We start from the raw sequence: 26,596 nt of genomic DNA on the forward strand, positions 1-26,596 counted from the left end.
GCATCGGGCCGGCCGTTTTGCCATCAACTCAGGCGCCCGCCGACACGAACAACGTGCAGGCACCTTCTTCCGCCGCGGATACATTGCGGCGGAAGCCCGAGAACAAGTCTCGCCCAACGCCTGCGTGGTAATGCGACAGATCGGGCGTGTTGACCTCGCGCGCATTCCACTCCGCCTCTGGCACGCGTACCGACAACGTGCCGGCTTCCGCATCCAGCACGACGATGTCGCCATCGCGCACCCGCGCCAGCGGCCCGCCGTTGAGCGCCTCCGGCGTGATGTGAATGGCGGCCGGCACCTTGCCCGAGGCGCCCGACATGCGGCCGTCCGTCACCAGCGCGACCTTGAAACCGCGCTCCTGCAGCACCGACAGCGTCGGCGTGAGCTTGTGCAGCTCGGGCATGCCGTTGGCGGCCGGGCCCTGATACGGCAGCACGGCGACAAAATCGCGCTCCAGTTCGCCGGCCTTGAAGGCGTTGATCAGGTCGTCCTGCGCAAGGAACACGCGTGCGGGTGCTTCCACAAAACGATGTTCCGGCTTGACCGCCGACACCTTGATGACCGAGCGCCCGATGTTGCCGTCCAGCACGCGCAGGCCGCCGTCCGGCGAAAACGGCTCGGCCACGCCGCGCACGATATTGGTATCGAGCGAGGCGGCGGCGCCATCGCGCCACACGAGTTTGTCCCCCTCCAGGAAGGGCTCTTGCGAATGACGGCGCAGGCCTTTGCCCATGATCGTCGTCACGTCGTCGTGCAGCAGGCCGGCATCGATCAGCTCGCGAATCACGATGGAGAGACCACCTGCGGCCTGGAATTCGTTCACGTCGGCCTTGCCGTTCGGATAGACACGCGCCAGCAGCGGAATCACGCCTGACAACTCGTTGAAGTCGTCCCACGTGAGGAGGATGCCGGCCGCACGCGCCATGGCAATCAGATGCAGCGTGTGGTTGGTCGAGCCGCCCGTGGCCAACAGGCCGACGATGCCGTTGACGAAGGCACGTTCATCCAGCACGTCGGCAATGGGGGTGTACTGGTCGCCGCTGAAGACGAGCTTGAGCACCTGGCGCGCCGATTCTCGCGTGAGCGCCTCGCGCAGCGGCGTGTTCGGGTTGATGAAGGCGGTGCCCGGCAGGTGCAGGCCCATGACTTCCATCAGCATCTGGTTGGAGTTGGCCGTGCCGTAGAACGTGCAGGTGCCGGCGCCGTGGTACGACTTGGACTCGGCTTCCAGCAGGTCGGCGCGCGAGAGCTTGCCCTCGGCGTAAAGCTGGCGCGTACGGGCTTTTTCATCATTGCTGATGCCGGTGGTCATCGGGCCGGCGGGCACGAACACGGCGGGCAGGTGGCCGAACGACAGCGCGCCGATCACCAGCCCCGGCACGATCTTGTCGCACACGCCCAGGTAGAGCGCCGCGTCGAACATCTGGTGCGACAGCGCCACGGCCGTCGACAGGGCAATCGTGTCGCGCGAGAACAGCGACAGCTCCATCCCGTCCTGCCCCTGCGTTACACCATCGCACATGGCGGGCACGCCACCGGCAAACTGCGCGGTGCCGCCGGCGTCCAGCGCCGCCTGCTTGAGCCATGCCGGAAACGCCTCCAGCGGCTGATGCGCCGACAGCATGTCGTTGTACGCCGAGACAATGCCGATGTTCGGCCGCTCCAGCGCCTTCAGGCGGATCTTCGCTTCGCCGGGCATGGCCGCAAAACCGTGGGCGAGGTTCGTGCACGAGAGCAGCGTACGCTCGACCCTGCGGCCGGCGTTCTTGCGGGTGACGTCCAGATAGGCCTGGCGGGGGCCGCGGCTACGGTCGATGATGCGCTGGGTGACGGCGGCCAAAGTGCGGTGCAGGGCCATGCGGGTTCTCCTGGGGGATGGGTCCGGGCGGGACGGAATGCTGTAATTTTCCTACAAATGGGCCGGATGTGGTGCAGGGTTTTCCACAGGTACCGCATCCGATGCAGCGCCAATCGCAGGGCCGAGCACGCGAATTGCGTGCCAGAAGACACGCCAGAGCCCATGCCCTGCGGCAAAAGTTTCGCGAGAAACGCTTGCCCGGGCAGTTTCACGAACGCCTTGCTCACGATGTAGTAATACTACAAAATGAGCTTAAAACGCGTGTTGTCTTGCTAGTCAGCTAGGCTAGCCTAATCGATGGCTCACACACAGGAGATGACGATGTCGGTGCCCGCATTCGACATGGTGTTGTTCGGCGGTACGGGCGATCTTGCCCGCCGCAAGCTGATTCCGGCCTTGTTCGATGCGCATCAGGGCGGCGAACTGCACTCGCGCGGGCGGATCTTCGCCATTGGCACGCAGCCGCTGGAGACAGCCGGCTACCTCGCCCTGCTGGAGCGCGAAACGCGCCCGACCATGCGCCTGTACTCCGGCGCGCCCGTCTCCGACGACGCCTGGGCCTCGTTTGCCGAGCGCATCGTCTACAGCCAGGTCGATGCCCGCAAACCCGAGCAGTTCGATGCACTGGCCGCTGCGCTGGGCGAGGACCGCGCCCCGGTAACGGTCTGCTACCTTGCCACCGCACCGGGCATTTTCGTCGACATCTGCGCGCAGCTCGCCCGCGTCGGGCTGAACACGCCCAATGTGCGGCTGGTGCTTGAAAAGCCGCTGGGCACCGATCTCGCCTCGAACGAGCGCATCAACTCCGCCGTGGCCGAGTTCTTTGCCGAAGACCAGATCTACCGGATCGACCACTACCTCGGGAAAGAGTCCGTCCAGAACCTGATGGCGATCCGCTTTGGCAACGCGCTGTTCGAGCCGCTGTGGCGCCGCGAGTGGATCAAGGACGTGCAGATCACCATTGCCGAGCAGCTTGGCGTGGAAAAGCGCGGCGACTTCTACGATGGCGTCGGCGCGTTGCGCGACATGGTGCAGAACCACCTGCTGCAACTGCTGTGCATCGTCGCCATGGAGCCGCCGTCGAGCCTGTCGCAAGACGCCATCCGCGACGAAAAGCTGAAGATTCTCAAGGCGCTCAAGCCGATCCCGCTGCAAGAGGTACCCGAAAAGACCGTACGCGGGCAGTATCTCGAAGGCGCCATCGCGGGGCAGCCGGTGCAGGGGTACTTGCGCGAGCAGGGCATTCCGCCGGACAGCCGTACCGAAACGTTCGTCTCGATCAAGGCCGAAATTGCCAACTGGCGCTGGGCGGGCGTGCCGTTCTATCTGCGCACCGGCAAGCGCATGCCGCAGCGGCTGGCGGAGATCGTGGTGCGTTTTCACGATGTGCCGCACGCGCTGTTTCCCAAGCCGCTGATCCAGTTTCCGGAGAACCGTCTCGTCATTCGACTGCAGCCGGAAGAAAGCATCCGCCTGCAGTTCCTGACCAAGACGCCCGGCCCGGCGCTGGGCTTGCAGCCGTCCACGCTGGACCTGGACTTTACCGACCACGGCGGCGTGCGCCACGCCGGCGCGTATGAGCGTCTGCTGATGGACGCCGTCAACGGCAAGCTCGGTCTGTTCGTGCGCCGCGACGAACAGGCTGAAGCCTGGCGCTGGGTCGAGCCGATCATTGAAGCGTGGAACGAAGCCCGCATTCCACCCAAGGGCTACACCGCGGGCAGTTGGGGGCCGGCGGCATCGAGCGCGCTGCTCTCGCGCGACAACGCGGCCTGGCACGAGGAGATGTGACATGAGTCCAGTGCGCTGGCACGCAGTTCCGGACGCCACCGCGCAGGTTCAGGCGCTCGCCCAGTCCATTGCGAGCACGCTCACCCACGTGATCAACGCGCAGGGCAGCGTGTGCCTGGCGGTCTCGGGCGGGCGTTCGCCCATTGCGCTGTTTGCCGCGCTGCGCGTGTTGCCGCTGCGCTGGGCCGATGTATCGATCACGCTGGTCGACGAGCGTGCCGTGCCGCCCGGGCACGCCGACAGCAACGCGCGTCTGGTCCGCGAGCACCTGTTGCAGGATGCGGCGGCAGCGGCGCGCTTTTTTCCGCTGGTGTTGTCACCGCACGTGCATGGCGAATCGGTTGACGTGGATGCATGCGTGGCGACCGCCAATGATCCGTTTCAGCAACCTGACGTAGTGATTCTCGGCATGGGCGACGATGGGCATACGGCATCGCTGTTTCCTGACGCGCCTGAATTGAACGAGGGCATCGATCGCACGCATGCGCCGGCGTATCTGCCGGTACGCCCGGGCGCCGCGCCGCATCGGCGTATCAGCCTGAATCTGTCTGCGCTGTGTGCAGCGCGGCGGTTGTTCCTGTCGATCTCGGGGCCGGTCAAGCGCAGTGTGTTCGACGAGGCCGCGCAAGGCGCGGCACAGCGCGCGCTGCCGGTGAGCTACGTCATTCATCAGCGGGAGGTGCCGCTCGATGTCTATTGGACTGCATGAAGTGAACGCGGGCACTGGGGCCGGCCGATTGGCCGACATGCTGGCCTACCCGCGGCTGGTGGCCGACGTGGGTGGCACCAACGTGCGCTTTGCACTGGAGATGGCGCCCATGCGCCTGGCCCACATTGGTGTGCTGGCCGGCGATGACTACCCTTCGCTCGAAGCGGCCATGCGCGCGTACCTGGCATCGCTGCCGCCGGAGATCGCAGCCGTTGGCGTGCGCCATGCCGCCATCGGCATCGCCAACCCGGTGCTGGGCGACCAGATTCGCATGACCAACCGCGACTGGGCGTTCTCGATCGAGGCGATGCGCCAGTCGCTGGGCTTCGACACCTTCGTCGTGCTCAACGACTTTGCCGCGCTGGCGCACGCGTTGCCGTATTTGCCGGCAGACGAGCTGGAGCAGGTGGGCGGGGGCGCCAGCGTGGCCGATGCACCACGGGCGCTGCTGGGCGCCGGCACGGGCCTGGGCGTTGCGTCGCTGGTGCCCACCCCGGAGGGCCGCTACATTGCCGTGGCCGGCGAGGGGGGGCATGTTGCCTTTGCGCCGATGAACGACGAGGAAGTTGTCATCTGGCGCTTCGCACGCGAGCGCTTCGGTCATGTGTCGGCCGAGCGGCTGATTTCCGGCATGGGCCTGGAGTTGATCTACGAGGCGCTCGGTGCGTGCTTCGACCTCTGGCAGCAAGGCCCCACCTTGCGCCGCGCCGCCGACATCACCGCCATCGCACTCGGCGAAATGGAGGACACCGCCGGCGACCACGCACGTTGCCGCTATGCCGTCGATACGTTCTGCGCGTTTCTCGGCACCATCGCCGCCAACCTGGCGGTCACGCTGGGTGCGCGCGGCGGCGTGTACATCGGCGGCGGCATCGTGCCGCGTCTGGGGCCGGCGTTTGCCAACTCACCGTTCCGGCGTCGCTTTGAAGACAAGGGCCGCTTCTCGGCCTATGTGGCATCGATCCCGGTGTACGTGATTCATTCACCGTACCCGGGGCTGATCGGGCTCTGTGCTGCCCTGGACCACGCGGTGGCCCAGGGACACTGACGCAGCTTTATTCAGGTTGATCGGCGCGCTGGAGTGCGCTGCCCTTGCGCAGCGCCACTTCCAGCACCAGCGCATCGAGCAGCGCCAGGTGCAACAGGCGCGCGACCATCGAACGGTCGGCCACGGCGTCGTCCACCCCGGCCGGCAGCACGACATCGGCGAGGGCCGCGAGCGGGCTGCCGGGCGCTGTGACGGCAATCACGCGCACGCCCAGTTCGCGCACGCGCTCCACCGCTGTCTGCAGTTCGGGCAACGCGCCCGATTTGGAAATGGCGATCACCACGTCGCCCGCCTGCAACACGTTCAACGACATCGACACCAGATACGGATCGCTGTACGCATTCGCGGGAATGCCATAGCGGAAGAACTTCGTCTGTGCATCGAGCGCCACCACGCCAGAGCTGCCGAAGCCGTAGAGGTCGATGCGTTGGGCGCTGTCGACCAGCGCCACCGCTGCATCGAGCGTACGCGGGTCGAAGCGGTCCTGCAGCGTGGTGAGCGAATCGATGGCGTTCTGCAGGACGCGCATGCCCGAGGGGGAGGCGATGCGGGCCGGCGCGGTATCGCGGACGACGTTGCCTTGCGCCAGCCGCAGCTTGAAATCCGACAGGCCATGGCAGCCCATCGAGCGGCAGAAGCGGATCACGGTCGGCTGGCTGACACCGGCTTCACGCGCAATGGCCGCCACCGGCAGGCTCAGCACGGTACCGGGCTGGCGCAGCACCCAGTCGGCCACCTGGCGTTCGGCCGGAGACAGCGACGGGCGCGCCGCGCGAATGCGCTCGCGCAGGTCGGTTGGTGCATCAGGGGTGGCGGAGGAAGTGGCTTGCTGGGCGCTCATCTGCGCGCGGGTTCGAATGGCGGATCGCATCACGATAAAGGCAAGCGCAGCCTTGCGCAACCGCCCGGCGAGGGGTTGCTAGATGCAGTGCGCTCCGGCTGCAACTGACTGTTTTTGCACTGTTGAGAGGGCAGCGCGTTGGATACGGTGAACGACGCCCACGTCGTCACAAGCGGCGTGGTTCTGCAACGTCGTACTCCTCAAAAGGACATCCGATGCTCCGTACCGCTCTCCTCACGCAGCGTTCTTCCACCCTGTGCCGTCGTCTGGCTTATGCCTGGCCGCTGGTGCTCGCGGCCGGGCCTCTGCATGCGGCCACCGATTGGGTCGACACCCACACCAAGGCTTTCGTCACCGGCCCGCAGCTCATGGCGCGCGGCGCCGCCAGCGAGGTCGCGCCCGGCCAGACCACCGACGTGCTGATCAGCCTCAAGCTGCGCAACGAGGCCAAGCTCAAGACGCTCGCGCACGACGTGAACGACCCGCGCAGTCCGCACTACCGCAAGTACCTGACGAGCGAGCAGTTCCTGGCCGACCATGCGCCCACGCAGGCGCAGGTGGATGCCGTGGTGGGCTATCTGCGGCAGAACGGCTTTATCGACATTGATGTGGCACCCAACCGGCTGTTGGTGTCGGCGCGCGGTACGGCGGGCACGGTCAAGGCGGCGTTCAACACGCCGTTGGTGCATTACCAGCTTGCTGGCCGCAGCGGGTTTGCAAACAGCGGCAAGGCACAGGTGCCGCGCGCGCTGGGCGGCATCGTCGGCTCGGTGCTGGGGCTGCAGAACGTGGCGCGTGCGCGTCCGCTGCTTCGCGTGGGCGATGTGGCGCAGCCGCGCACGCTGGCTGCGGGCACCGCAACGGGCCATTACCCGAAGGAATTCCCGGCGCTGTATGGGGCGACCGGTGTGCCGACGGCGGCGGGCACGACCGTCGGCGTCATCACCATCGGCGGTGTATCGCAAACGCTGCGTGACCTGCGCACGTTCACGAGCAACAACGGCTACGCCACGGTATCCACCACCACGATCAAGACCAATGGCACCGGCGGCAACTATACCGATGATCAGGAAGGGCAGGGCGAGTGGAACCTCGACAGCCAGTCCATCGTGGGAGCGGCCGGCGGCGCGGTCGGCAGGCTGGCCTTCTACATGGCCGACCTGAACGCGCCGGGCAACACGGGCCTGACCAAGGCCTTCAACAAGGCGGTGACCGACAACACCGCCAAGATCATCAACGTGTCGCTCGGCTGGTGCGAGAACGACGCCAGCGCCGACGGCACGCTCGACGCCGAAGAGGCCATCTTCACCACAGCCGCCGCGCAGGGACAGACGTTCTCCGTATCTTCCGGCGACGAGGGCGTCTACGAGTGCAACAACCGCGGCTATCCGGACGGCGGCAACTACAGCGTGTCGTGGCCCGCATCGTCGCCGCACGTGCTGGCCATTGGCGGCACCACGCTCTACACCAGTGGCTCGAGCTTCGCCAGCGAGACCGTGTGGAACGAAGGGCTGGACGGCAACGGCAAGCTCTGGGCCACGGGCGGCGGCATCAGCCAGATCTTGCCGGCGCCGAGCTGGCAGGGCGGCAATGCGCGCCTATTGCCCGATGTGTCGTTCGACGCGGCGCAGAGCACCGGCGCCTACATCTACAACTACGGGCAACTGCAGCAGATCGGCGGCACGAGCCTGGCATCGCCGATCTTTGTCGGCTTCTGGGCACGGCTGCTGGCGGCCAACGGCAACCTGGGCTTCCCGGCGGCGCGCCTGTACAGCGCGATTCCGGCCAACGCGTCGCTGCTGCGCTATGACGTGGTCTCGGGCAACAACGGCTACCAGGGATACGGTTACACCGCGGCCCAGGGTTGGGATTACCCGACGGGCTGGGGCAGCCTGAACATCGGCGCGTTGAACCAGTTGATCAAATCCGGCGGGTTCTGATGCGGGGGTGATGTGGCGGGGGGTCTTGCACACAGCGCGAGCCGCCCGCACAGCCGTTCCACAAAGAGCCCTTCCGGCCTATTTTTGATTCAAGACGCCGTCGACACCTCCGCACTTGATAACCGGGTCCGTCCGCTGCAAGGGCACTGATTGGCTTGGCCTTGATTGGCTCCGGCATCGACGCGGCGGACCCGGGGTGACGCGGCCGTGCTGCTAGAGATGCTTGCGGACGTCAGACTGGCTCATGTTGGCGAACTGGCGGAAGGCATCGGTGGGCACCCTCGTAATTTCGCGGATCAGGTTCAGTACGTCAGTGCTGACGTTCCATGACGTTTTGCCCATCGTGTACGGGGTTTTCTCCGTCGCGGTGGTGCGCGGCACAACCCCCATCCATCCAAGCACCGTCGAGCATTTGACGCAACACGGCTTGTCGACGCAGTCGAGCTTGAGGTTGCGCGAGTAGGTCACGAAGGTATCCACATTCTTATTGCAGACGTCCACCCACAACTGGTGCAGGGCGTCCATTTCTGCGTGTCCGTGGCCGTTGCCAGTCTTGCCCTCGATAGAGCCGCCTGTGTAATGCAACGTGACCGTGCACGCTTCCGAGCCGTCACCTGCGTCATTGGTGCTGGTTGCCTGGAAGTTGCCGAAGCCGTCTTGCAGGAAGGTGATTGCGATTTCCCCGTTGCCCTTCTTCAAGGTTTGGTCCGAGAGTCTGCGCGGCATCTTGGTTCTCCTTTGACGTTAAGGCGCATGCAATTGAAGGTCGCCTACGACGTCATCGTGGCACTCGCCTCCACTGGCAAACAGGTGCCAAGCGTCACGACATTGGCACGGGTCGGCTTCCACGGGGCGGGCCGGTGTTTTTCCAGGGCGGCAAACACAACTCGGTTGGGGTGGCGGGGAACGCGGAGGTGATGGCAGCGTGTCGTCAGAGGCGCCAGAGACGCGGCTGGCGTGTCGGGTACGCGATCGACACCGCCGTACGGAGGCAGGCCCGTCGCAGACGGCGTGCACACCGACAGCGCTATGATGCGTTCGGCGGCATGAGGGCGAGGTGGCATGGATGCATGCCAGCACGTAGGCTCCAGTGTAGGTTTCTCGAATACCCCAGGTAAACAGCGATGCGTGTGCTTCTTGTGGAAGACGACGACATGATCGGCGACAGCGTGCGCAAGGGTTTGCGCCACGACGGTTTTGCCATCGATTGGGTGCGCGACGGCGAGGCCGCTGTGCACGCCGTCACGGCGCCTGGCGCCGCCGGTGCAGAGCCCGGCACCACCCTGTTCGACCTCATGCTGCTCGACCTCGGCCTGCCCAAGCGCGACGGGCTCGACGTGGTGCGCGAGCTGCGCCAGCGCGGCATCGCCATCCCCATCCTGATCCTGACCGCGCGCGATGCGGTGGCCGACCGCGTGGCCGGTCTCAATGCCGGCGCAGACGACTACCTCGTCAAGCCCTTCGACCTGCAGGAACTGGCGGCACGCATGCACGCGCTGCTGCGCAGGCGAGGCGGCCGCGCCGATCCCCTCATGCGCCATGGCGAGGTGCTGCTCAACCCTGTCACCCGTGAGGTGCTGCGCGCCGGTGTGCCGGTCAAGCTGTCGGGACGCGAGTTTGCGGTGCTGCATGCGCTGCTCGCGCGGCCGGGCAAGGTCTGGTCGATCGCGCAGCTGCAGGACAATCTCTACGGCTGGGATGAGGAGGTCGGCAGCAACACGGTCGAGGTCTACATCCACGCGCTGCGCAAGAAGCTCGGCAGCCATTTCATCCAGAACATCCGCGGCGTGGGGTATGTGATTCCGCGTGAGACGCTCGCGTCTCCTGATCATGCCGCGTCAACGTCGCCTGCGGAACCTGCTGACGGCGACGCGCACCAATAACCCATGCAATCGATCCGTAAAACCCTGCTGTGGTGGCTGGCCGGCGGCCTGCTGGCGGGCATCGTCATCGCCACCGGCCTGATCTACGCGCAGGCGCGCCAGGAAGCCAACGCGCTGTTTGACTACCAAATGCAGCAGGTGGCCGCCGCGCTTCCGAGCCAGTGGATCGACCCGCCGCCGCCGGCGCTCGCCGGCATTGCGCGTGACGACGATGTCGTGATCCGCATCTGGGACGGCACCGGCCGCAGCCTGTATCTCTCGCACGCGCGGCCCGATCTGCCGGACCAGGCGGAGCTGGGCTTTTCCGACGCGAACACGCCGGAGGGCCCGTGGCGCATCTACAGCGTCGCCTTCGGGCCCGCCGTGGTGCAGATCGCACAGCCATATAGCGCGCGGCACGAGGTGGCAGCACGCATGGCGCTGCGCACGGTGGCGCCGCTGTTGATCCTGTTGCCGCTGCTGGGCTGGATCGTGTGGCTGGCGGTCGGGCGTGGGCTGGCGCCATTGGGCTCCGTGGCCAAGCAGGTGCAGGCGCGCGATGCGGCGGCGCTGTCGCCATTGCCCACGCAGGGTTTGCCTGACGAGATCCGCCCGCTGACGAATGCGTTGAACGATTTGCTTGCACGACTCGGCACCGCACTTGCGCACCAGCGCGCGTTCGTTGCCGATGCCGCACACGCGCTGCGTACGCCGCTGGCTGCGCTCAAGCTGCAGTTGCAGGTGGCCGACCGCGCTGAAAACGAAGACGAACGCCGTGCCGCGCATGCCGATCTGCATCGCGGTGTGGAACGCATGATCCGCCTTGTTGGCCAGTTGCTGACGCTTGCCCGGCAGGAGCCGGGCGCCGCCGATACGCAACGCGCGTCGGTGGCGCTCGATGCCGTGGCGACCGACGTGGTTGCCGAGCTGTCGCCGGCGGCCGTGCAGAAGGGCATCGATCTGGGAATCGCGGTGGAGTCGCAACCGGCAACCGTCATCGGCAATGCCGATGCGCTGCGCGTGCTGATGGTCAACCTTGTGGACAACGCGCTGAGCTACTGCCCGCGCGGTGCGCGCGTCGATGTGTCGACGGCCCACACGTCCGACGGCGGCGCGCAGCTCGTAGTTGAGGACAATGGCCCCGGCATCCCGGCGGAGGAACGCGAACGCGTGCTCGATCGCTTCTATCGGCCTGCGCAGGCCCCCACGGGCGGCAGCGGCCTGGGGCTGGCCATCGTCCGAGAAATCGCACAGGCGCATGACGCAACCTTGGCGCTGGAAGCGCGCGAGGGCGGTGGCTTGCGCGTGGTGCTGCGCTTTCCATTCAAGGCCAACGCGTAGAAACACTTTGTTTCATGTGATGTCCGGGTGCGCCGTCCACCTTTAAGTCTCGTTTAAGTCTGCCCGCCTACGATGCCTTCAACCGATGGGCACGACAGGCGACTCCGCACGTCGTGACCCTCGTGCTAAGCAAGAGAGAGGACACGACAATGACGCGTCAAACCCTGGCACGCAGTGCGGCTGGCCTGGCTGCGGTGGTCGCCGTTGCAGGCGGCTATGCCTATCTGCAGAAAGACATGATTTCGCGCGCGGTGGCTGCGCCCGTGGCCACCGCGACGGCAACGACCGCGCCCGCTTCCGGTGCGGCTCCAATCGCTGTGGCCGCGCCGATGGACTTCTCCGGCATCGTCGATCGCTTCGGCCCGGCGGTGGTCAACATCAGCACCACCGCGCATGCGCAGCGCACCAGCATGCAGGGCCTGCCGCCCGGCATGAGCCCGGATGATCCGTTCTCCGAATTCTTCAAGCGCTTCATGCCGCAGGTGCCGCAGCAGCGCGGCGACCAGATCGTGCGCGGTCTGGGCTCGGGCTTCATCGTTTCGGCCGATGGGCTGATCCTGACCAACGCCCACGTGGTGGATGGCGCGCAGGAGGTCAACGTCAAGCTGACCGACCGCCGCGAGTTCAAGGCCAAGGTGCTCGGCGTCGACAAGCAATCCGATGTGGCAGTGCTGCGCATCTCGGCCAAGAATCTGCCGGTGGTGCAGATCGGCAGCCCCGCCAACACCAAGGTGGGTGAGCCTGTGCTGGCCATCGGTTCGCCGTACGGTTTCGAGAACACCGTCACGGCGGGCATCGTGAGTGCCAAGTCGCGCTCGCTGCCGGACGATACCTATGTGCCGTTCATCCAGACCGATGTAGCCGTGAACCCGGGCAACTCGGGCGGCCCGCTGTTCAATCAGCGCGGCGAGGTGATCGGCATCAATTCGCAGATCTACAGCCAGACCGGCGGGTACCAGGGGCTGTCGTTTGCCGTGCCGATTGATGTGGCGATGAAGGTGGAGCAGCAGCTTGTGTCCACCGGCAAGGTCACGCGCGGCCGCCTGGGCATTGCGGTGCAGGAGGTCGACCAGTCGCTGGCCGATTCCTTCAAGCTGCCCAAGCCAGAAGGCGCGTTGGTCAACTCGGTGGAAGACGGTGGCCCCGCGGCCAAGGCCGGTTTGCAACCTGGCGACGTGATCCTGCAGATTGGCGATGCACGTATCGACCGGTCGGGCGATCTGCCCGAGCAGGTGGCCGACATCAAGCCGGGGTCCACCGTGCCGCTGCAGATCATCCGGCAGGGCAAGCCGACCACACTGACGGTGACCGTCGGCGCCGCCAAAGACGCCAAGGTGGCGTCGAGTGAAAAGGCTGCGCCGGACCAAGGCCGCCTGGGCCTGGCGGTGCGACCGCTGCAACCGGAAGAGAAGCGTCAGAACGGCCTGCCCGGCGGGCTGGTGGTGATGGACGTGACGGGCCCGTCGGCCAAGGTCGGTATCCAACCGGGCGACGTGATCCTGTCGCTCAACGGCACGCCGGTATCGTCGGTGCAGGAGTTGCGCACGCTGGTGGATCGTGCCGGCAAGCATGTCGCCCTGCTGGTGCAGCGCGACGACACGAAGATCTTTGTGCCTGTGGATTTGGGCTGACGTACATCCCGGCGCCGCGGCGCCGGGACATCGCACCTCCCCGAAGCGTCGAATAGCCGGTCCTCTTGGGCCGGCTTTTTTTTGTTCCCCGTTGCCGCCACTGCGCGCCTGCCGGGAAAACCCTGCCTTGACTTCTAATATATCAATTAATAGATTTTGATATATCAGAAAACGGGCGGCCCAGCGCGCTGTTTGCTTGCAACAACGCAGGCCTCGCGGCAGTCGCCCACATAAAAAGCAGAGAGGAGACACATGGAACACCCCCGCCGCAGGCGGTGGGCGCCCACTCGCGCCCATTCGCTACCCACGCCTTCCCGACGCACGTTGTCGCGCGGCACCGGCGCGTGCTGATCCGTCGATCCGCGACCCGCATGCCCACGCGCGTCTGCCTCTGTCAAACGCGCTCTGTCCGGCCGTCCAGCAGGCAGCGCGCGCACTGAACTCACACCCATACGAAGAACGAGGAGAACAACACGATGAACCATTCGAGAGCGATGCGGCCCGCGCGTGCCTGCGTCGGGCTGATCTGTCTGGCTGTCAGCCTGGCATTGGCCGGCTGCGGGGGCGGTGACAGCAGCAGCGGCAGCATCGCAAGCAGCAGTGGTGGGGCGGGCACCAGCCCAGGAACGGGCACCGGCACCAGCACCGGTACTGGGACGGGTACATCCACGACAACTTCCAATACGCTTTGGCCCGCCACGGCGCTTTCCGATCCGGCCGTACAAGGCAAGGAGCCCTCGCTGCCCACCACGGTTTGCGCGACCTTGAGCGCCAGCTTGACCAAGAACAGCAAGGGGTTGCTCGACGCTTCTGTGGATGCCCCGCCGGCCAACTCCCAGCCCGACACCGCCAACATCCAGGCGGCCATCAACGGTTGTCCTGCCGGGCAGGCTGTGAAGCTGGTCAAGGGCAGCCAGGGCCAGAACGCCTTCCTGAGCGGCCCGATCACGCTCGCGGGCTCCGTCACGCTATGGGTCGATGCGGGGGTGACGCTATTCGCCTCGCGCAAGCCTTCCGACTACCAGATCAGCGGCAAGAACAACTGCGGCGAAACCGCCAGCAGCGACAACGGTTGCAATGCGCTCATCACCACGACGCCCAATGGCAACGGCGTGGTCGGCGACGGTGTGATCGACGGCCGCGGCGGCGAGGTGCTGACCTCCGGCCTGTATGCCAACAAGCTCACGTGGTGGGATATCGGCGCGCTAACCAAGACCATGAGCAACGCCAGCCAGAACAACCCGCGCCTGATCCAGGTGAATGGCGGCAGCAACTTCAGCCTGTATCGGATTACGTTGCAGAACGCGCCGAAGTTCCACGTCGTCACCAGCGGTGTCAGCGGCGTGACCGCCTGGGGCACCAAGGTCCTGACGCCCTCGCTCGAATACTCGGTGGCCGGCTACCAGTGCGCGGCCAACACGATGCCGGTCGTCTCGGGTTCGCCCAACACCACCACGCCCAGCACCTGCTTTACGCCCGCCACCGTCAAGAACACGGACGGCATCGACCCAGGCCAATCGCAGAACGTGCTCATCGCGTTCAACCACATCAGCAACGGCGACGACGGCATCGCCATCAAGTCGCACGCCAGCACCACGGGGCCTGTTTCCAACGTGCAGATCCTGCACAACCGCTTCTATTTCACGCACGGCATGTCGCTCGGCAGCGAGACCGACAGCGGCATGAACGGCATTACGGTCCGCGACCTGACCATCGATGGCTTCGATATGGGCGCCACCAGCGGCTTTCGCATCAAGACCGACGACAGCCGTGGCGGTGAAGTCAAGAACGTGACGGTTGACGGTGTGTGCGCACGGCGCCTGCAGCAGCCGATCGTGATGGACCCGTACTACGGCGATGCCTCGGGTTCGGCCAAGGCGCTCTATCCGAACCTGCACGACATCACGGTGCGCAATTTCCGCTACCTGGATGTGGCCGGCTCCATCTATGACGGCGCCAACGCGGCCTTGCTGCTGCGCGGCTACCAGTCGCAAAGCCAGTTCAACTATCTCTACAACGTCGTCTTCGACAACGTGGTTTTCGATTCTCTGCCGGGTTGGGCGACGACCAAGCTGACGAATCCTGTGCCGTCCTATGCGGAGCTGACCATGGGTTCGGGCCCGGTGTCCTTTGCGAGCCTGCTGCTCGCGGGGCAGGACCTCAACCACGTTCACATCTTCGACAACCGGACCGCAACCCCGGCGCCCTATGACTGTTCGAGCGCGTTCGTGGACTTCCCCGCAGTGAATGCGCCGATGTCGATGCATTGAGCGCGGCTGCGTCCGGCCTCATACCAAAAGAAGAAGAGGAGACAACCATGACAAGAACGTTCAAGTACGCAGTTCTGGCTGCGGCCCTGCCAGCACTGCTGTTGGTGGGCTGCGGCGGGGATGGCGGCAACGCCACCGCCGGCACCGCCACCGGCGGAAGCGGCGGCTCGGCCACGACGGCCAACCTCGCCTCTGTGAATGTGTCCGAGACCGCCAGCCAGACGACGGCCGCCGTCGGCGACCGGGTGATCTGGACGATCACTGCCGTCAACAACGGTAGCGGCGCCACCGGGGATACCGTGTCGCTGGTGGCCACGGTGCCGGGCAACGTCGGTGGTATCGCGGTGAACGCGCAGGGCGCATCGTGCGGCCCGGCGGTCAGTACGCTCACGTGCACGATTCCCGCCGGGCTCGCCGCCGGAGCCGCCGCGACCGTCACCCTGACGGCCACGGCCACCACCGCCGGTAGCCTTACCAGCTCGGTCTCGACGTCCGGCGAAGGGGTGTCCGGGTGTGCGCCCCAGGGCGGTTGCAGTACGTCCGTGGCTGTCGCAGCGGCTTCCACCGGGTCGGGGTCTTCCGGCGGTTCGTCGTCCGGCTCGACGAGCGCGGTCGGGTTTGTCCCTGCCAATGGAGAAACCGCCGCCTATGTCGACACCCGGCTGCAACTCAGCTTTGACGCCACACCCACATTGGGCACAACCGGCTTGATCAAGGTCTTCAATGCCACGACGGGCGCGCAAGTCGACCAGATCGACATCAGCGGTGCGCTGGTCACCGCCGGCGGCGAAACGCAGACCTACATGCCGGCCGCCAACACCGAGATCGACACGCTGGGCAACAACACCGGGCTGACCCAGTGGCGGTATGTGTACTACACGCCGGTCACGATTTCCGGCAACACGGCCACCATCCGCCTGCATGACAACATGCTCAGCAATGGCACCAAGTACTACGTCACCATCGACAACGGCGTACTGGCCGGCAAGATGAACGGCACCGCGTTTGCCGGCATCACCTCGCCCACGGCGTGGACCTTCACGACCAAGCCCGCGCCGGCATCCCAGACGGCTGTGACGGTTGCCAGTACCGGCACGGCGGACTTCCGCTCCGTGCAGGGCGCGCTCGACTGGATCATGCGCAACAGCAGCGCGAATGCGTCTGCCAGCAAGACCATCACGATCCAGGACGGCAGCTACAACGAGCAGCTGTTCCTGCGCAACGTGAATAACCTGACGATCTCGGGCCAGAGCCAGGCGGGCACCATCGTCTACCAGGACAACTCCGAGTCGTACAACCCAGGCACCGGTGGCAGCAAGGCAGCGCCGGCCACAACGCTGACCACGGAAGGCAGCGGCACCCGGCGCGCGTTGGGCGGTGGCAGATCCGTCTTTCTGGTGGAGGGCTCCGACCTGCTCAAGCTCACCAACTTCACGTTGCAGAACGCGCACGTCAGACAGTCGAACTTCAACAACCAGGCCGAGGCGCTCTACTACAACACGTCAACGTTGACTGCCAGCCGCATGGTGGCCAGCTTCATGAACTTCCTGAGCGCGCAGGACACGGTCCAGACCAAGGGCTGGGTCTGGTACTACAAGTCCTACATTGCCGGCAACGTGGATTTCATCTGGGGCTCGCCCTATGCGGCACTGTTCGAGCAGAGCGAGCTGCATACGACGTTTGACCCGATTGCGGGCTCGGGTAGTGGCTACACGGTCAACGCCATCATCCAGGCACGTGCAGCCACGGGTTATCCGGGCTTCGTGGTGCTCAACAGCGCATTGACGGCGGATGCCACGGTGCCTGCGGGTACCACCTATCTCGCACGGTCGCTGACGGGGGCCACCCAGGCCGCTAACAGCTACTGCACCCAGCAGTACACCGGCACCGGCAGTTTCGGCAATGCCCAACTGTATTGCGATACTGCCGCGTATATCGGCACGAAGATGGGCGCGCACATCGCAAGCGGCGGCTGGCAAGACCCGAACACCAACGGCGCCATGGCACCGTACCCTGGCACCCCAACCGCCACCGCAGGCTGGCGCGAATGGCTGAGTATGGATGCCGCCGGCAATGCATTGAGCATGTCGGGGCGCGATACCCAATACGCCACCAGCGCCATTGACCTGAGCGGGCTCAACACCACCGCTAAGGTGTTCGCCGCCTTCAAGGACGGCAACGGCGCGAGCTGGACGCCTACGCCCTGATCTCCTGTCAGAAGAGCGTCGTGGACGTTGCGGCGCGTGCCCGATCAGGGCCGCGCCGTTTTTCATGGGATCAACGGGTGGTGCACAGCCGTGCCGTTGCACGGTCCAAGGCAATGCGATGCAGGCTGTCGAGCGATTTTTCATGCGCGAGGCGGCCGATTTCGTTCGCCACCTGCACCGGGCAATCCGCCTGGCTGCGCGCCGGGGCAGCATCACGCAACGTTTGCAGGATGGACTTCTGCAGCTCGTCCAGCTTGGGGCGGATCACCTCCGGCAGGCTCTGCCGCTGCGCGGTGGGTGCGGCACCGGCCCGGCGCCAGTCGTTCAGCAGGGCGTACTGCACTTCCTTGTTCGCCTCGATCTGGTCTGTGAAGACATCGCTCACATCCGCCGCCGCCAGGCCATAGGCAGACGCCTGCGCAGAGGCATTGGCGATGACCTTTGCTTCGCGCGCCGGGTCGTAGACCGGCTGGCCGCTGTCCCATTTGCTCAGCGCGACCTGGTCAGCGGTGACGAGGCGATCCGCCAGATGGCGGAGCAGCGGCGCGAAGGCGCCTTCCTGGGCGTGGGCCTGGGTGGCGCAGCTTGCCGCCAACAGCAGGGCGCAGGCGATTCGGGGTGTCATCAACGTGTTAAAGGCGTTCTTCATGCTGGGTACCGGTCGATTGCCGCGTGTCATGAGATTGGGAGCGGCCATCATACCCAAGCGCGGACTCTCCGGCATGCGCAACGTTGTGCCGATGCGCGCCGTTAGGGCGTTTGCACGTGCTGTCTGCCATAAACCCAGGTATCATGCGGGCTACGCGCCGTGTTTGTCTGCAAAGCCTGCGGCGGCGCGGCTAGCTGAGCATACGACGATGGATTTCTACCCCGATCTGGATGGTTTGCCGCTGTTCGCCAAACCCGCTTTCGGCTGGGAGGAACCCGTGTCGGCATCACCGGCCGAAACCTCCCCCACCAAACCCCGCCGCTTGCGCCGATGGCGCGGCCCCATCACGCATTGGGAACGCGGCTACCGCTCTCACTACTACCGCGACAAGCGCGGCAAGAAGCTCGGTGAAATCCACCTGAGCCCGCGTGGTCAGGCGCCGCTTCTTTACCGCTGGCTGGCCGGCACGCTCTCGGGCATCGAGGGGTCGCTCACGCACGCACGCATGCGGGTCGAAGAAGCGATTGGGTTCGGGATGCGGCAGATGGCGCTGTTCTGAGCCACCAGCCCGGCGGCGCGAACGCCGAGACCTACGAGCGTCAATTCCAGAACGTCGTGATCGGCGGGCGCTTTCTGCTGACCATCGACGCCGAGCCCACCCAGTTGGACGCCGCCGAAGCCGCGTTGCAGTCCGCCGGCGGACATGCGGTAGACGATCTCGGCCCCAAGCCCTGAACCCTGTGCGGTGGCACTAGAATGCAAGCGTTGCAGTGACCGCACGCTCGACGCCATCTCCAAGATCTGCCGCATTCTCACCCCCTAGCCGATACCCGCCATGCCCATCGACGCCACCTTGCTTGCAGCACTTGCGCCCACTGCTGTTCTGCGCGCCGCCATCAACACGGGCAACCCGATCCTGGCGAAGCTGGATGCGCACGCACAAGCCGCCGGTGTGTCCGTTGATCTGGCGCACGCGCTGGCGCAACGATTGGGTGTGGCGTTGAAGCTGGTGGTGGTCGATGCGGCCGGCAAGTCGGTCGACGTGGTCTCGCAAGAGCAGGCCGACATCGGTTTTTTTGCCATCGACCCGCGCCGCGCTGCGAGCATTTCCTTTACCGAACCCTATTTGCTGATCGAGGGCTACTACCTCGTGCACAACGATTCGCCCATCCGTACCAACGCCGATGTGGACCGCGCGGGCAACCGCGTCGTCGTCGGCAAGGGCAGTGCGTACGACCTGTATCTCACGCGTGAATTGCAGCACGCGGAGATCGTCCGCGCACCCACATCGCCCGCCGTGGTGCAAACCTTCCTGGACTCGCATAGCGAGGTGGCTGCGGGGGTCAAGCAACAGCTCGAAGCCGATGCCGCCAACGTGCCGGGTCTGCGCCTGCTGGATGAGCGCTTCATGGTCATTCGCCAGGCCATGGGCGTGCCGACCAGCCGGGGGGCGCAGGCGGCGGCATATGTCGCCGGCTTTGTCGAAGACATGAAGGCGTCGGGGTTTGTTGCGCAGGCGTTGCAGCGGCATGGGGTGACGGGCGTCACAGTGGCACCGGCAATCAAGAACCCGGGTGCCATTGTTTCGCGGCTTTCAGGCCACGCGTGATGCACGAAGCGTTGGCCGCCTGATGGTGCACGTGCGGCTTGCGACGTAGCACTTCGATTCTTCAATCTGGAGCGAGGCACCATGAGGGCTTCAACCAAAGGATTGCTTTCGGCGCTCCTGGGCCTGCTGTTGATTGCGGTGGGGTTGGTTGCTTTCCTCTTTCTCGTGTCCGGCGTGAGCCAGGGGATGCGGGCAGGTGGCGGGTGGGGCGCTCTGCTGATCCCGTTGGTCATGGGGCTCGTCATGCTGGTGACAGGCGTGGTGACTTGGTTCTCCGGTCGCAGCGCTGACAAATCTGACAAATCACCGGAAATGAAGACGCCGCACGAAAAGACACGCCGTCGCGGTCGTTGATCAGCGCAACATGGTTTGCCCCCCCGTCCGGTGATATTGCCCAGCAACACCCTCACGTAGAATCCTCCCGCTCAAAACCCCGGGGAGTGCTCATGCTGGATCCAGGCGTCGCCATTGCCACGTCGGCGCTGATGAGCTTCGTGCTTCTGGGGCTGCTGGGGTCGTTGCTGCGCGCCGGCAAGGCAGGCATTGCCGAATGGTTTGGTGCCAACTTGGCAGTGGTGCTGGCGTTGCCGTTGATCCTGCTGCGCGGGAAGATTCCCGATGGCCTGTCGGTCGTCGTGGCGAATGTCCTGTTGGCCCTGGGTGGTGCTGCGTACTACGCGGGCTGTGCGCGTTTTCTCGGCCGCCGGCCACAGTGGCCCATCTTGCTGGCAGGCGTGACGGCGGTGGGGCTGGCAGTCATCTACTGGCGCTACGCGGTTGACAGCATTCCCATGCGGGTGTTTTCGACCACGCTGTTTTCCGCCGCGTTTTGTATGGCACTGGTGTGGATGCTGGTGCGCCATTCGCCCGCCGGTCGACCGACCTATCCGTATCGGGTCACGGCCATCATCGCTTTCGTGTTCGGCGTTTGTCAGCTCGCACGCGGCATCTATTTCCTGTCGCTGGACGCAGCCTCCAGCCCGAGCATGTTTGCCACCGCCGGCAGCGTGCTGTTGCTCGTGGTTGCGGCGGCCATCATGCCCGTCCTGTCAATGTCGGCCATGCTGATGGTGCATGACGCACTGCTGGCCGACGCGTGCGATGCGGCCAATCGCGATTTCCTGACCGGTGCGCTATCGCGCCAGGGCTTTGAGGCGCTGGCACGCCGCCATGTCAGCCGTGTGCAACGGCACCCCAGGCCGCTGGCATTGCTGATTCTCGATCTGGACCATTTCAAGCGCATCAACGACACCCTCGGCCATGCTTCGGGCGATGCGGTGTTGCGCGCATTTGTGCAGATGGCGCAAGCACAGTTGCGCCCAACCGACGTGCTCGGGCGCATTGGCGGTGAAGAGTTCGCGCTGCTGCTGCCTGACACGGACAGCGGCAACGCCATGCACCTCGCAGAGCGCTTGCGCAAAGCCGCTGCCGAGCAGGTTGTCCTGGCCGGTACGCAGCCGTGCCGTTACAGCATCAGCGGTGGCGTGGCGGCGTGGCAACCCGATGAATCGTTCGACCGGCTGAGCGCACGTGCAGACCGCGCGCTGTACGACGCCAAGCATCAGGGGCGCAACCGGATCTGCGCTGCCGATGCTGCCAACACGGCCGCAGGGGTGTAGCGTCGCGTCGCACGCAAGGTCACGGCAATCCGAAGCGCTGACTTGCGCCGTGCCGTAGAAGAACACCCTCGTGCAGGCGTGCTATGGGGCAGTGCGCGGGGCGTCTGTGCCCGCTGCGTTGGTCGATTCCGCCGTCCGCTGGCGCGTCTGCGCATCCAATAGCCCGCGCAACGTGGTGAACATCGGCGCGGCCTGCATGTAGCGCTGCCCATACCCGAGGTTGAATGCGTAATCGAAGTCCGGCGGGTTTGCGCCCTGGTTGTGCTGCAGGATGGTCTCCAGCTTGTCCAGCGCCTTCACGGCCTGTGCTTCCGGCGTGGCCGCCGCTTCATATTCATCCCACAGCATGACGACGGTGTCGCACGCCGGCCTCCCACCGCGAGATGGTCGACTGCGTGACGCCAAACAGTTCAGCAGCGTGCAATTGCTTGATGCGGTGCAGGGTGCGCCAGCGCCGCAGCATCGGCCCCAGCGGGCGTAGGGCAAGTGGAGAATTGACCATGTTGGCGAGGGCGCAGATGGACCATCAAACCGCTCATGGTAGGCGAGCTTACGAACCGAGGTCATACGGCCGCGTCATGATCTCCAGAAAGTGCCCATCCGGATCGTCGAAGTACAGGCCGCGCCCGCCGTTGTGCCCATAGGTTTCGCCTGGGCGCCTCTTGGCGGGGTCCGCCCAGTACGCCAGTCCCTTTGCCTGGATGCGTTCGAACGCGCGCTCGAACTCGGCATCGCTGACGAGAAAGGCGTAATGCTGCTTGGCGATGGGCTTATCGCTGTCGAAAAAGTCGAGCGACACGCCGTTCGATAGCGGGACGACCAGCATCTGGCCGAACGGGATCGGCTCGGGCAGGTCGAGGATGTCGCGCAGGAAGCGCGTGGACTTCTGCTTGTCGCGGCACCAGACGATGGTGTGGTTCAGTTCGATGCCCATGCGAGCCCCCGGCGTGACGTGGGATGTGACCGTGCTGGTTACACGATAGGCCACGCATGCTCGCATGCAAACCGCCGCGGCGTGCGTCAGCAAGTTGCTTGCCCGCAGAGCCCGATATGGCGCCCTTTCTGGGGCTTCGGTGCGCCGCCGTTTTGCGCAAAACCTGTCGATTTGACAACGCTGTCGGCGTCTCCTTTTCTGGACTGGCTTCGAGTCCACCAGGCAGGAGATGACGATGCATCGACAGGCTCACTTTTTGATCCGGCGTTGTGCGGCCCATGTTGCCGCATGGCTGGCGTTCAGTTTGGCGGCGGCGTCTGCGTTGGCCGATGTTGGCGTGGGTGTCGCGTTGCCACCGTCGCCCGACAAGCTCTACGGCGACTTGTTCGTGGCCGTGCAGACCGCGCAGGTGTATCCGGATCAGAAGACGTTTGTCGATGCGGTACCCAAGGCTGCGCCGGCATTCATCCTGCAGGCGTATCAGGCACAGAAGAACGTGCCGGGTTTCTCGCTCAAGACGTTTGTCGATCAGTACTTCACGCCACCGGTGGATACACCCGTCACGCCACCTGCGGGCCAGTCCTTGCGCGCGCACATCGACTGGCTGTGGCCGGCACTCACGCGCACGACAACCACCGTGCCCGACAACAGCTCGCTCATTCCTCTGCCCAAGCCATACGTGGTACCCGGCGGCCGCTTTCGCGAGGGCTATTACTGGGACACCTACTTCACCATGCTCGGCCTGCAGGAGGCCGGCCGCGAAGACCTCGTCGACAACATGCTCGACAACTTCGCCTATGCCATCGACCAGTTCGGCCATATTCCCAATGGCAATCGCACGTATTACCTGAGCCGCTCCCAGCCGCCGTTCTTCGCGTTGATGGTGGAACTTGCCGCACAGCAGGAGGGCGACGCGGCGCTCAAGCGCTACCTGCCGCAACTGCGCAAGGAGTACGCGTACTGGATGCGCGGCGCCACCACCACGCCTGCCGGGCAGGCGAGCAACAATGTCGTCGTCATGCGTGACGGCACCGTGCTCAACCGCTACTGGGACGACCAGGACACCCCCCGCCCCGAGTCCTATCTGCAAGACGTGACCACCGCGCAGCAAACACCCGGGCGCCCGGCCAACGAGATCTGGCGCGACCTGCGCGCGGCGGCCGAAAGCGGCTGGGATTTCAGCTCGCGCTGGTTTGGCGACAACGCCACGCTGGGCACCATCCGCACCACGTCGATCGTGCCGGTGGATTTGAACAGCCTGATGTTCCAGCTGGAGAAGACCATTGCGCGCGGTTGCGCAGCGGCGCGCGATTTGGCGTGTACGGTGGAATATTCCGTGCGCGCCGGAAAACGTGCCGTCGCCATCGAGCGCTACCTGTGGCACCCCGCCGGCTACTACGCCGATTACGACTGGCAGCTTGGCCGCATGCGCGACAACAAGTCAGCCGCGATGACGTATCCGCTGTTCGTGGGCGCCGCACGGCCAGACCGCGCGTGGAAGACATTGCAATGGACCCAGCAGGCGTTGCTGCAGGTGGGTGGGTTGTCCACTACCACCTTCAAGACCGGCCAGCAGTGGGACGCGCCCAACGGCTGGGCGCCGCTGCAATGGATCGCATTGCGCGGCGCGCAGCGATACGGCTGGCAGCCGCTTGCCCAGGCGATCGGCGAGCGCTTTCTGGGCAGCGTCGAGCGGCTCTACGCCAGCCAGCAGAAGCTCGTTGAGAAATACATCGTCGATGGAACGGGCACCGGCGGTGGCGGCGGTGAATACCCATTGCAGGACGGCTTCGGCTGGACCAACGGCGTGACGCTCAAGCTGCTGGATGCATATGGTCGTGGGCAGTAAGCTGGCGGTTTCATCCGCCACCGCGAGCCCTGCGCATGCCCATCGAACTTGACCGCGACGTCCGCGAAGAGGCCGTTCAATCCATCCAGCGCTACTTCACCGAGCAAATGGACGAGCATATCGGCAACATCCAGGCCGGTGCGCTGCTCAGTTTCTTCCTGGAAGAGATCGGCCCCGTGGTCTACAACCTCGCCGTGCAAGAGGTGCAGGAACGCCTGCACACGCGCGTGGCCGAGCTGGACTACGAGTGCCACCAGGAGCCGTTCGAGTACTGGAAGAAATTCGACAAGCGCCGATAGTTCCCGGCTACCATCCCCGGATTCCATTGCGGGGCTGCTTCGCTTCCATGTCTTCCTTGCGCGCATTCTTCAGCACGGCCTTCCGCTGGCAGCGCGGCCGGCAGGGCACGGGCTACGACAAGATGCTGCTGGCCACCGCGCCGTGGCCCATCCCGTTCGACAGCTACCTGATCCGCTACCCGGACGGTTCGGAAATTCCGCCGCATACCGATCCCGTGACCAACGGCCGACACTATCGGCTGAACATCGTGCTGAAGTCGCCACGCTCGGGCGGCGAGTTTGTCTGCGCGAACCCCATCTTCCAGACGCGGCGCATCAAGCTGTTCCGGCCCGATGCGTGCGAGCACAGCGTGACGCGTGTGGCGGGTGGCAGCCGGTATGTGTTGTCGATAGGGTGGGTGTTGGGCCGCGGGGCGTGACGGCCGGGAACTGAATCGTGACGAACGCCTTTGCCGCCAACCCCTGGTTTCTGAGCCTCGCGCCGTACGTTGCCGATGCGCTGCTTGCCGCCACCGTACCCCTGCACATCGCAGCCGGCGCATGTCTCTTTCGCCAGGGCGATCCGATGGAAGCCGGTTCCCACGCGTTTTTTGGCGTGGCCAGCGGCGCGCTCAAGCTTTCCATCTTCAATGCCGACGGGGACGAGGCGATCCTCACCTTGGTGGAGCCTGGCAACTGGTTTGGCGGGGTGTCGACGCTGGACCAGCAACCGCGCGGCCATTGCGCAATCGCGCTGGAAGATTCGGAAGTGCTGGGTGTGAGCGTGGCGCGCTTTGAAGCATTGATGCGCGATGCTGCATTTGCCGGAGCGATGGCGCGACTGGTAGCGACGCGCTTGCGCCTGGCTTACGGCTCGCTGGCGAGTGCAGCGCTGCATGGTACGCGGGCGCGCGTGGCGCGGCGCATAGCTTCACTGGCGCACGGCGATGTGTCGCTATCGGCAGAAGGGCGCGCAAGCATCTCCACCTCGCAAGATGCGTTGGCGATGATGTTGGGCATCAGCCGCCAGACGCTCAGCAAGGAGCTGCAGGCGTTGGTCAAACTCGGTGCGATCCGCCTGCGCTATGGCCACATCGAGATTCAAGACATGGCGCTGTTGCTTGGCGCGAGCGAAGCCGGCGCCGATTAACGTGCCGCGCGCAAGGCCGCCAGCAGATCGTTGCCCGACCAGCTCGGGCGCGTGGCGGCAGATTCCGCAGCGTGCACCATCGCACACAGTTGTGCATTCACGCGGGCGGGTTGCCCCAGGCGCTGCGCCAAGCGCACGACCTCTCCGTTGATCCAGTCGACTTCGGTCAGGCGTCCGGCGGCCAAGTCGTCGGACATAGACGAACGCGCAAGCGGATCCATGGCGAGCATCTTGCCGCCCAGTCGCGCAAACACCGCATCGGGCGTGGCGAGCAGGCGTGGAATCCACGTGGGCGGTATGGGCGTCAGCTTGGCGGGTTGGATGCCTGCGCGCGACAGCAGCCGCAGCGCTTCCGTTTGCGCCAACGCCAGGCAGCGCCGGTAGGCGCGCTGCGACAGTTCTTCCTTCAGCGGCCGGTTGGCCAGTGCGTTGATGGCGTTGTTCAGATTGAGCAGCAGCTTCGCCCATTGCACGGCGCGCATGTCGGTACGTTCCGTGAGCGGCAGACCCGCGCGGAGGAAGTCTCCGAGAAATGCTTGCAGCGTGGGTGATGCCGCCACTTCCAGCGCACCGCCCGTGCCTTGATGGAAGGCGCCGGGGCCGGGCTGCATCACGTTGAAGGGCACCATGCCGGCCAGCACGGTCTGCTGCGGCAGGGTGGCCCGAAGCACGTCGGCATTGCCCAGGCCGTTCTGGAAGCTGATGACGATGGCGCCCGCGCGCAGCACGGGCTTCAACGCATCGGCGACGGATTGCGTGGCGGCGGATTTGACGGTGACCAGCACGAGATCGGCATCGGCGGCTGCGGTGGGGTCGGTCACGTAGCGCACCTCGGCTGGCGGCACGTGCCAGCGGCCATTGCGGTAGTCCGTTGCGGTGAGGCCGTGCGCGCGCAGCTCGTTACCGATGCGCGCGCGGCCGACCAGCGTAACGTTGGCGCCGGCCGCCAGCAGACGGCCACCCAGATAGCAGCCGATCGAGCCGGCGCCCACGATGCAGATCTTCGTCAT

At 65.4% G+C, this 26,596-nt stretch carries 24 protein-coding genes and 2 pseudogenes; 17 read left to right on the forward strand and 9 right to left on the reverse strand.

Annotation, left to right across the window (positions count from 1 at the left end):
• Positions 1-28: 28 nt before the first annotated feature.
• Positions 29-1,858: a phosphogluconate dehydratase gene (edd, locus tag R2N16_RS09895; RefSeq protein WP_316665493.1), complete on the reverse strand. Its 1,830-nt coding sequence runs from the start codon at positions 1,856-1,858 to the stop codon at positions 29-31.
• A gap of 321 nt (positions 1,859-2,179) precedes the next feature.
• On the opposite strand from edd, the gene zwf reads away from it, so the two are divergent.
• Genes zwf through R2N16_RS09910 form a run of 3 tightly spaced genes read left to right on the forward strand, consistent with a single transcriptional unit; the run spans position 2,180 to position 5,406 of the window.
• Positions 2,180-3,649, forward strand: coding sequence for a glucose-6-phosphate dehydrogenase (zwf, locus tag R2N16_RS09900; protein ID WP_316665494.1), 1,470 nt, complete (start codon positions 2,180-2,182; stop codon positions 3,647-3,649).
• 1 nt (position 3,650) lies between these two features.
• The gene (gene pgl / locus R2N16_RS09905; RefSeq protein ID WP_316665496.1) at positions 3,651-4,358 is read left to right on the forward strand and encodes a 6-phosphogluconolactonase; all 708 of its coding nucleotides are present in this window, start codon (positions 3,651-3,653) and stop codon (positions 4,356-4,358) included.
• Entirely contained in the window at positions 4,339-5,406 is a 1,068-nt protein-coding gene (locus tag R2N16_RS09910; RefSeq protein WP_316665498.1) for a glucokinase, read from the forward strand. The genes pgl and R2N16_RS09910 overlap by 20 nt, the downstream gene beginning before the upstream one ends.
• A gap of 7 nt (positions 5,407-5,413) precedes the next feature.
• Here the strand turns inward: R2N16_RS09910 and R2N16_RS09915 are convergent, their stop codons facing one another.
• Positions 5,414-6,247, reverse strand: a complete 834-nt coding sequence (locus R2N16_RS09915) for a MurR/RpiR family transcriptional regulator (protein WP_316665499.1) — start codon at positions 6,245-6,247, stop codon at positions 5,414-5,416.
• Positions 6,248-6,462: 215 nt separating this feature from the next.
• Here R2N16_RS09915 and R2N16_RS09920 point away from each other — a divergent pair, with 215 nt between their 5' ends.
• Positions 6,463-8,187, forward strand: coding sequence for a S53 family peptidase (locus R2N16_RS09920; protein WP_316665500.1), 1,725 nt, complete (start codon positions 6,463-6,465; stop codon positions 8,185-8,187).
• A gap of 213 nt (positions 8,188-8,400) precedes the next feature.
• Here R2N16_RS09920 and R2N16_RS09925 read toward each other — a convergent pair whose 3' ends face one another.
• Positions 8,401-8,913, reverse strand: a complete 513-nt coding sequence (locus tag R2N16_RS09925) for a hypothetical protein (RefSeq protein ID WP_316665501.1) — start codon at positions 8,911-8,913, stop codon at positions 8,401-8,403.
• A gap of 398 nt (positions 8,914-9,311) precedes the next feature.
• Here R2N16_RS09925 and R2N16_RS09930 point away from each other — a divergent pair, with 398 nt between their 5' ends.
• From R2N16_RS09930 to R2N16_RS09940, 3 genes are all read left to right on the forward strand, one after another.
• Positions 9,312-10,070 (forward strand): response regulator transcription factor, encoded by a 759-nt coding sequence (locus R2N16_RS09930; RefSeq protein WP_316665502.1) that lies wholly within the window; start codon positions 9,312-9,314, stop codon positions 10,068-10,070.
• A gap of 3 nt (positions 10,071-10,073) precedes the next feature.
• Positions 10,074-11,390 (forward strand): ATP-binding protein, encoded by a 1,317-nt coding sequence (locus R2N16_RS09935; RefSeq protein WP_316665503.1) that lies wholly within the window; start codon positions 10,074-10,076, stop codon positions 11,388-11,390.
• Positions 11,391-11,539: 149 nt separating this feature from the next.
• Positions 11,540-13,021 (forward strand): DegQ family serine endoprotease, encoded by a 1,482-nt coding sequence (locus R2N16_RS09940; protein WP_316665504.1) that lies wholly within the window; start codon positions 11,540-11,542, stop codon positions 13,019-13,021.
• 442 nt (positions 13,022-13,463) lie between these two features.
• Here the strand turns inward: R2N16_RS09940 and R2N16_RS09945 are convergent, their stop codons facing one another.
• Complete coding sequence (locus R2N16_RS09945) at positions 13,464-13,814, reverse strand: hypothetical protein (protein WP_316665505.1); 351 nt, start codon at positions 13,812-13,814, stop codon at positions 13,464-13,466.
• Here R2N16_RS09945 and R2N16_RS09950 point away from each other — a divergent pair.
• Positions 13,798-15,291, forward strand: coding sequence for a glycoside hydrolase family 28 protein (locus R2N16_RS09950; protein WP_316665506.1), 1,494 nt, complete (start codon positions 13,798-13,800; stop codon positions 15,289-15,291). The two genes, R2N16_RS09945 and R2N16_RS09950, sit on opposite strands and share 17 nt — an antisense overlap.
• Positions 15,292-15,338: 47 nt before the next feature.
• Positions 15,339-17,498 carry an Ig-like domain-containing protein gene (locus R2N16_RS09955; RefSeq protein WP_316665507.1) on the forward strand — a complete coding sequence of 720 codons (2,160 nt, stop codon included), beginning with the start codon at positions 15,339-15,341 and terminating at the stop codon, positions 17,496-17,498.
• Positions 17,499-17,568: 70 nt separating this feature from the next.
• On the opposite strand, the gene R2N16_RS09960 is transcribed toward R2N16_RS09955, so the two are convergent.
• Complete coding sequence (locus R2N16_RS09960) at positions 17,569-18,147, reverse strand: chorismate mutase (protein ID WP_316665508.1); 579 nt, start codon at positions 18,145-18,147, stop codon at positions 17,569-17,571.
• 208 nt (positions 18,148-18,355) lie between these two features.
• Here R2N16_RS09960 and R2N16_RS09965 point away from each other — a divergent pair, with 208 nt between their 5' ends.
• The 4 genes from R2N16_RS09965 to R2N16_RS09980 all read left to right on the forward strand — a co-directional run bounded on the left by R2N16_RS09965 (position 18,356) and on the right by R2N16_RS09980 (position 21,375).
• On the forward strand, positions 18,356-18,706 hold the full coding sequence (locus tag R2N16_RS09965; protein WP_316665509.1) for a hypothetical protein: 351 nt from the start codon (positions 18,356-18,358) through the stop codon (positions 18,704-18,706).
• Positions 18,707-18,982: 276 nt separating this feature from the next.
• Positions 18,983-19,756: an ABC transporter substrate-binding protein gene (locus tag R2N16_RS09970; protein ID WP_316665510.1), complete on the forward strand. Its 774-nt coding sequence runs from the start codon at positions 18,983-18,985 to the stop codon at positions 19,754-19,756.
• 81 nt (positions 19,757-19,837) lie between these two features.
• Positions 19,838-20,110, forward strand: a complete 273-nt coding sequence (locus R2N16_RS09975; protein ID WP_316665511.1) for a hypothetical protein — start codon at positions 19,838-19,840, stop codon at positions 20,108-20,110.
• Positions 20,111-20,202: 92 nt separating this feature from the next.
• Entirely contained in the window at positions 20,203-21,375 is a 1,173-nt protein-coding gene (locus R2N16_RS09980; RefSeq protein WP_316665514.1) for a GGDEF domain-containing protein, read from the forward strand.
• 81 nt (positions 21,376-21,456) lie between these two features.
• On the opposite strand, the pseudogene R2N16_RS09985 reads toward R2N16_RS09980, so the two are convergent.
• The 3 genes and pseudogenes from R2N16_RS09985 to R2N16_RS09995 all read right to left on the reverse strand — a co-directional run.
• A pseudogene (locus R2N16_RS09985) lies at positions 21,457-21,735 on the reverse strand (HD domain-containing protein); the annotation flags it as partial.
• Positions 21,734-21,877 (reverse strand): annotated as a pseudogene (locus R2N16_RS09990) (helix-turn-helix domain-containing protein); the annotation flags it as partial. The pseudogenes R2N16_RS09990 and R2N16_RS09985, both read right to left, overlap by 2 nt.
• 48 nt (positions 21,878-21,925) lie before the next feature.
• Positions 21,926-22,309, reverse strand: coding sequence for a VOC family protein (locus R2N16_RS09995; protein ID WP_316665924.1), 384 nt, complete (start codon positions 22,307-22,309; stop codon positions 21,926-21,928).
• A 235-nt stretch (positions 22,310-22,544) separates the two neighbouring features.
• On the opposite strand from R2N16_RS09995, the gene treA reads away from it, so the two are divergent.
• Genes treA through R2N16_RS10015 form a run of 4 tightly spaced genes read left to right on the forward strand, consistent with a single transcriptional unit; the run spans position 22,545 to position 25,586 of the window.
• Entirely contained in the window at positions 22,545-24,158 is a 1,614-nt protein-coding gene (gene treA / locus R2N16_RS10000; protein ID WP_316665515.1) for an alpha,alpha-trehalase TreA, read from the forward strand.
• 35 nt (positions 24,159-24,193) lie between these two features.
• Positions 24,194-24,457: a DUF2164 domain-containing protein gene (locus R2N16_RS10005; RefSeq protein WP_316665516.1), complete on the forward strand. Its 264-nt coding sequence runs from the start codon at positions 24,194-24,196 to the stop codon at positions 24,455-24,457.
• A 47-nt stretch (positions 24,458-24,504) separates the two neighbouring features.
• On the forward strand, positions 24,505-24,876 hold the full coding sequence (locus R2N16_RS10010; protein WP_316665517.1) for a 2OG-Fe(II) oxygenase family protein: 372 nt from the start codon (positions 24,505-24,507) through the stop codon (positions 24,874-24,876).
• A gap of 17 nt (positions 24,877-24,893) precedes the next feature.
• The gene (locus R2N16_RS10015; RefSeq protein ID WP_316665518.1) at positions 24,894-25,586 is read left to right on the forward strand and encodes a Crp/Fnr family transcriptional regulator; all 693 of its coding nucleotides are present in this window, start codon (positions 24,894-24,896) and stop codon (positions 25,584-25,586) included.
• Here R2N16_RS10015 and R2N16_RS10020 read toward each other — a convergent pair.
• The gene (locus R2N16_RS10020; protein WP_316665519.1) at positions 25,583-26,596 is read right to left on the reverse strand and encodes a 2-dehydropantoate 2-reductase; all 1,014 of its coding nucleotides are present in this window, start codon (positions 26,594-26,596) and stop codon (positions 25,583-25,585) included. The two genes, R2N16_RS10015 and R2N16_RS10020, sit on opposite strands and share 4 nt — an antisense overlap.

The sequence above is a fragment of the Ralstonia psammae genome (assembly GCF_958405935.1).
Lineage (GTDB): Bacteria > Pseudomonadota > Gammaproteobacteria > Burkholderiales > Burkholderiaceae > Ralstonia > Ralstonia psammae.

Coding starts and splice junctions, on each gene's coding strand:
- edd (WP_316665493.1), bottom strand. CDS start 1,858: ATGGCCCTGCACCGCACTTTGGCCGCCGTCACCCAGCGCATCATCGAC.
- zwf (WP_316665494.1), top strand. CDS start 2,180: ATGTCGGTGCCCGCATTCGACATGGTGTTGTTCGGCGGTACGGGCGAT.
- pgl (WP_316665496.1), top strand. CDS start 3,651: ATGAGTCCAGTGCGCTGGCACGCAGTTCCGGACGCCACCGCGCAGGTT.
- R2N16_RS09910 (WP_316665498.1), top strand. CDS start 4,339: ATGTCTATTGGACTGCATGAAGTGAACGCGGGCACTGGGGCCGGCCGA.
- R2N16_RS09915 (WP_316665499.1), bottom strand. CDS start 6,247: ATGAGCGCCCAGCAAGCCACTTCCTCCGCCACCCCTGATGCACCAACC.
- R2N16_RS09920 (WP_316665500.1), top strand. CDS start 6,463: ATGCTCCGTACCGCTCTCCTCACGCAGCGTTCTTCCACCCTGTGCCGT.
- R2N16_RS09925 (WP_316665501.1), bottom strand. CDS start 8,913: ATGCCGCGCAGACTCTCGGACCAAACCTTGAAGAAGGGCAACGGGGAA.
- R2N16_RS09930 (WP_316665502.1), top strand. CDS start 9,312: ATGCGTGTGCTTCTTGTGGAAGACGACGACATGATCGGCGACAGCGTG.
- R2N16_RS09935 (WP_316665503.1), top strand. CDS start 10,074: ATGCAATCGATCCGTAAAACCCTGCTGTGGTGGCTGGCCGGCGGCCTG.
- R2N16_RS09940 (WP_316665504.1), top strand. CDS start 11,540: ATGACGCGTCAAACCCTGGCACGCAGTGCGGCTGGCCTGGCTGCGGTG.
- R2N16_RS09955 (WP_316665507.1), top strand. CDS start 15,339: ATGACAAGAACGTTCAAGTACGCAGTTCTGGCTGCGGCCCTGCCAGCA.
- R2N16_RS09960 (WP_316665508.1), bottom strand. CDS start 18,147: ATGAAGAACGCCTTTAACACGTTGATGACACCCCGAATCGCCTGCGCC.
- R2N16_RS09965 (WP_316665509.1), top strand. CDS start 18,356: ATGGATTTCTACCCCGATCTGGATGGTTTGCCGCTGTTCGCCAAACCC.
- R2N16_RS09970 (WP_316665510.1), top strand. CDS start 18,983: ATGCCCATCGACGCCACCTTGCTTGCAGCACTTGCGCCCACTGCTGTT.
- R2N16_RS09975 (WP_316665511.1), top strand. CDS start 19,838: ATGAGGGCTTCAACCAAAGGATTGCTTTCGGCGCTCCTGGGCCTGCTG.
- R2N16_RS09980 (WP_316665514.1), top strand. CDS start 20,203: ATGCTGGATCCAGGCGTCGCCATTGCCACGTCGGCGCTGATGAGCTTC.
- R2N16_RS09995 (WP_316665924.1), bottom strand. CDS start 22,309: ATGGGCATCGAACTGAACCACACCATCGTCTGGTGCCGCGACAAGCAG.
- treA (WP_316665515.1), top strand. CDS start 22,545: ATGCATCGACAGGCTCACTTTTTGATCCGGCGTTGTGCGGCCCATGTT.
- R2N16_RS10005 (WP_316665516.1), top strand. CDS start 24,194: ATGCCCATCGAACTTGACCGCGACGTCCGCGAAGAGGCCGTTCAATCC.
- R2N16_RS10010 (WP_316665517.1), top strand. CDS start 24,505: ATGTCTTCCTTGCGCGCATTCTTCAGCACGGCCTTCCGCTGGCAGCGC.
- R2N16_RS10020 (WP_316665519.1), bottom strand. CDS start 26,596: ATGACGAAGATCTGCATCGTGGGCGCCGGCTCGATCGGCTGCTATCTG.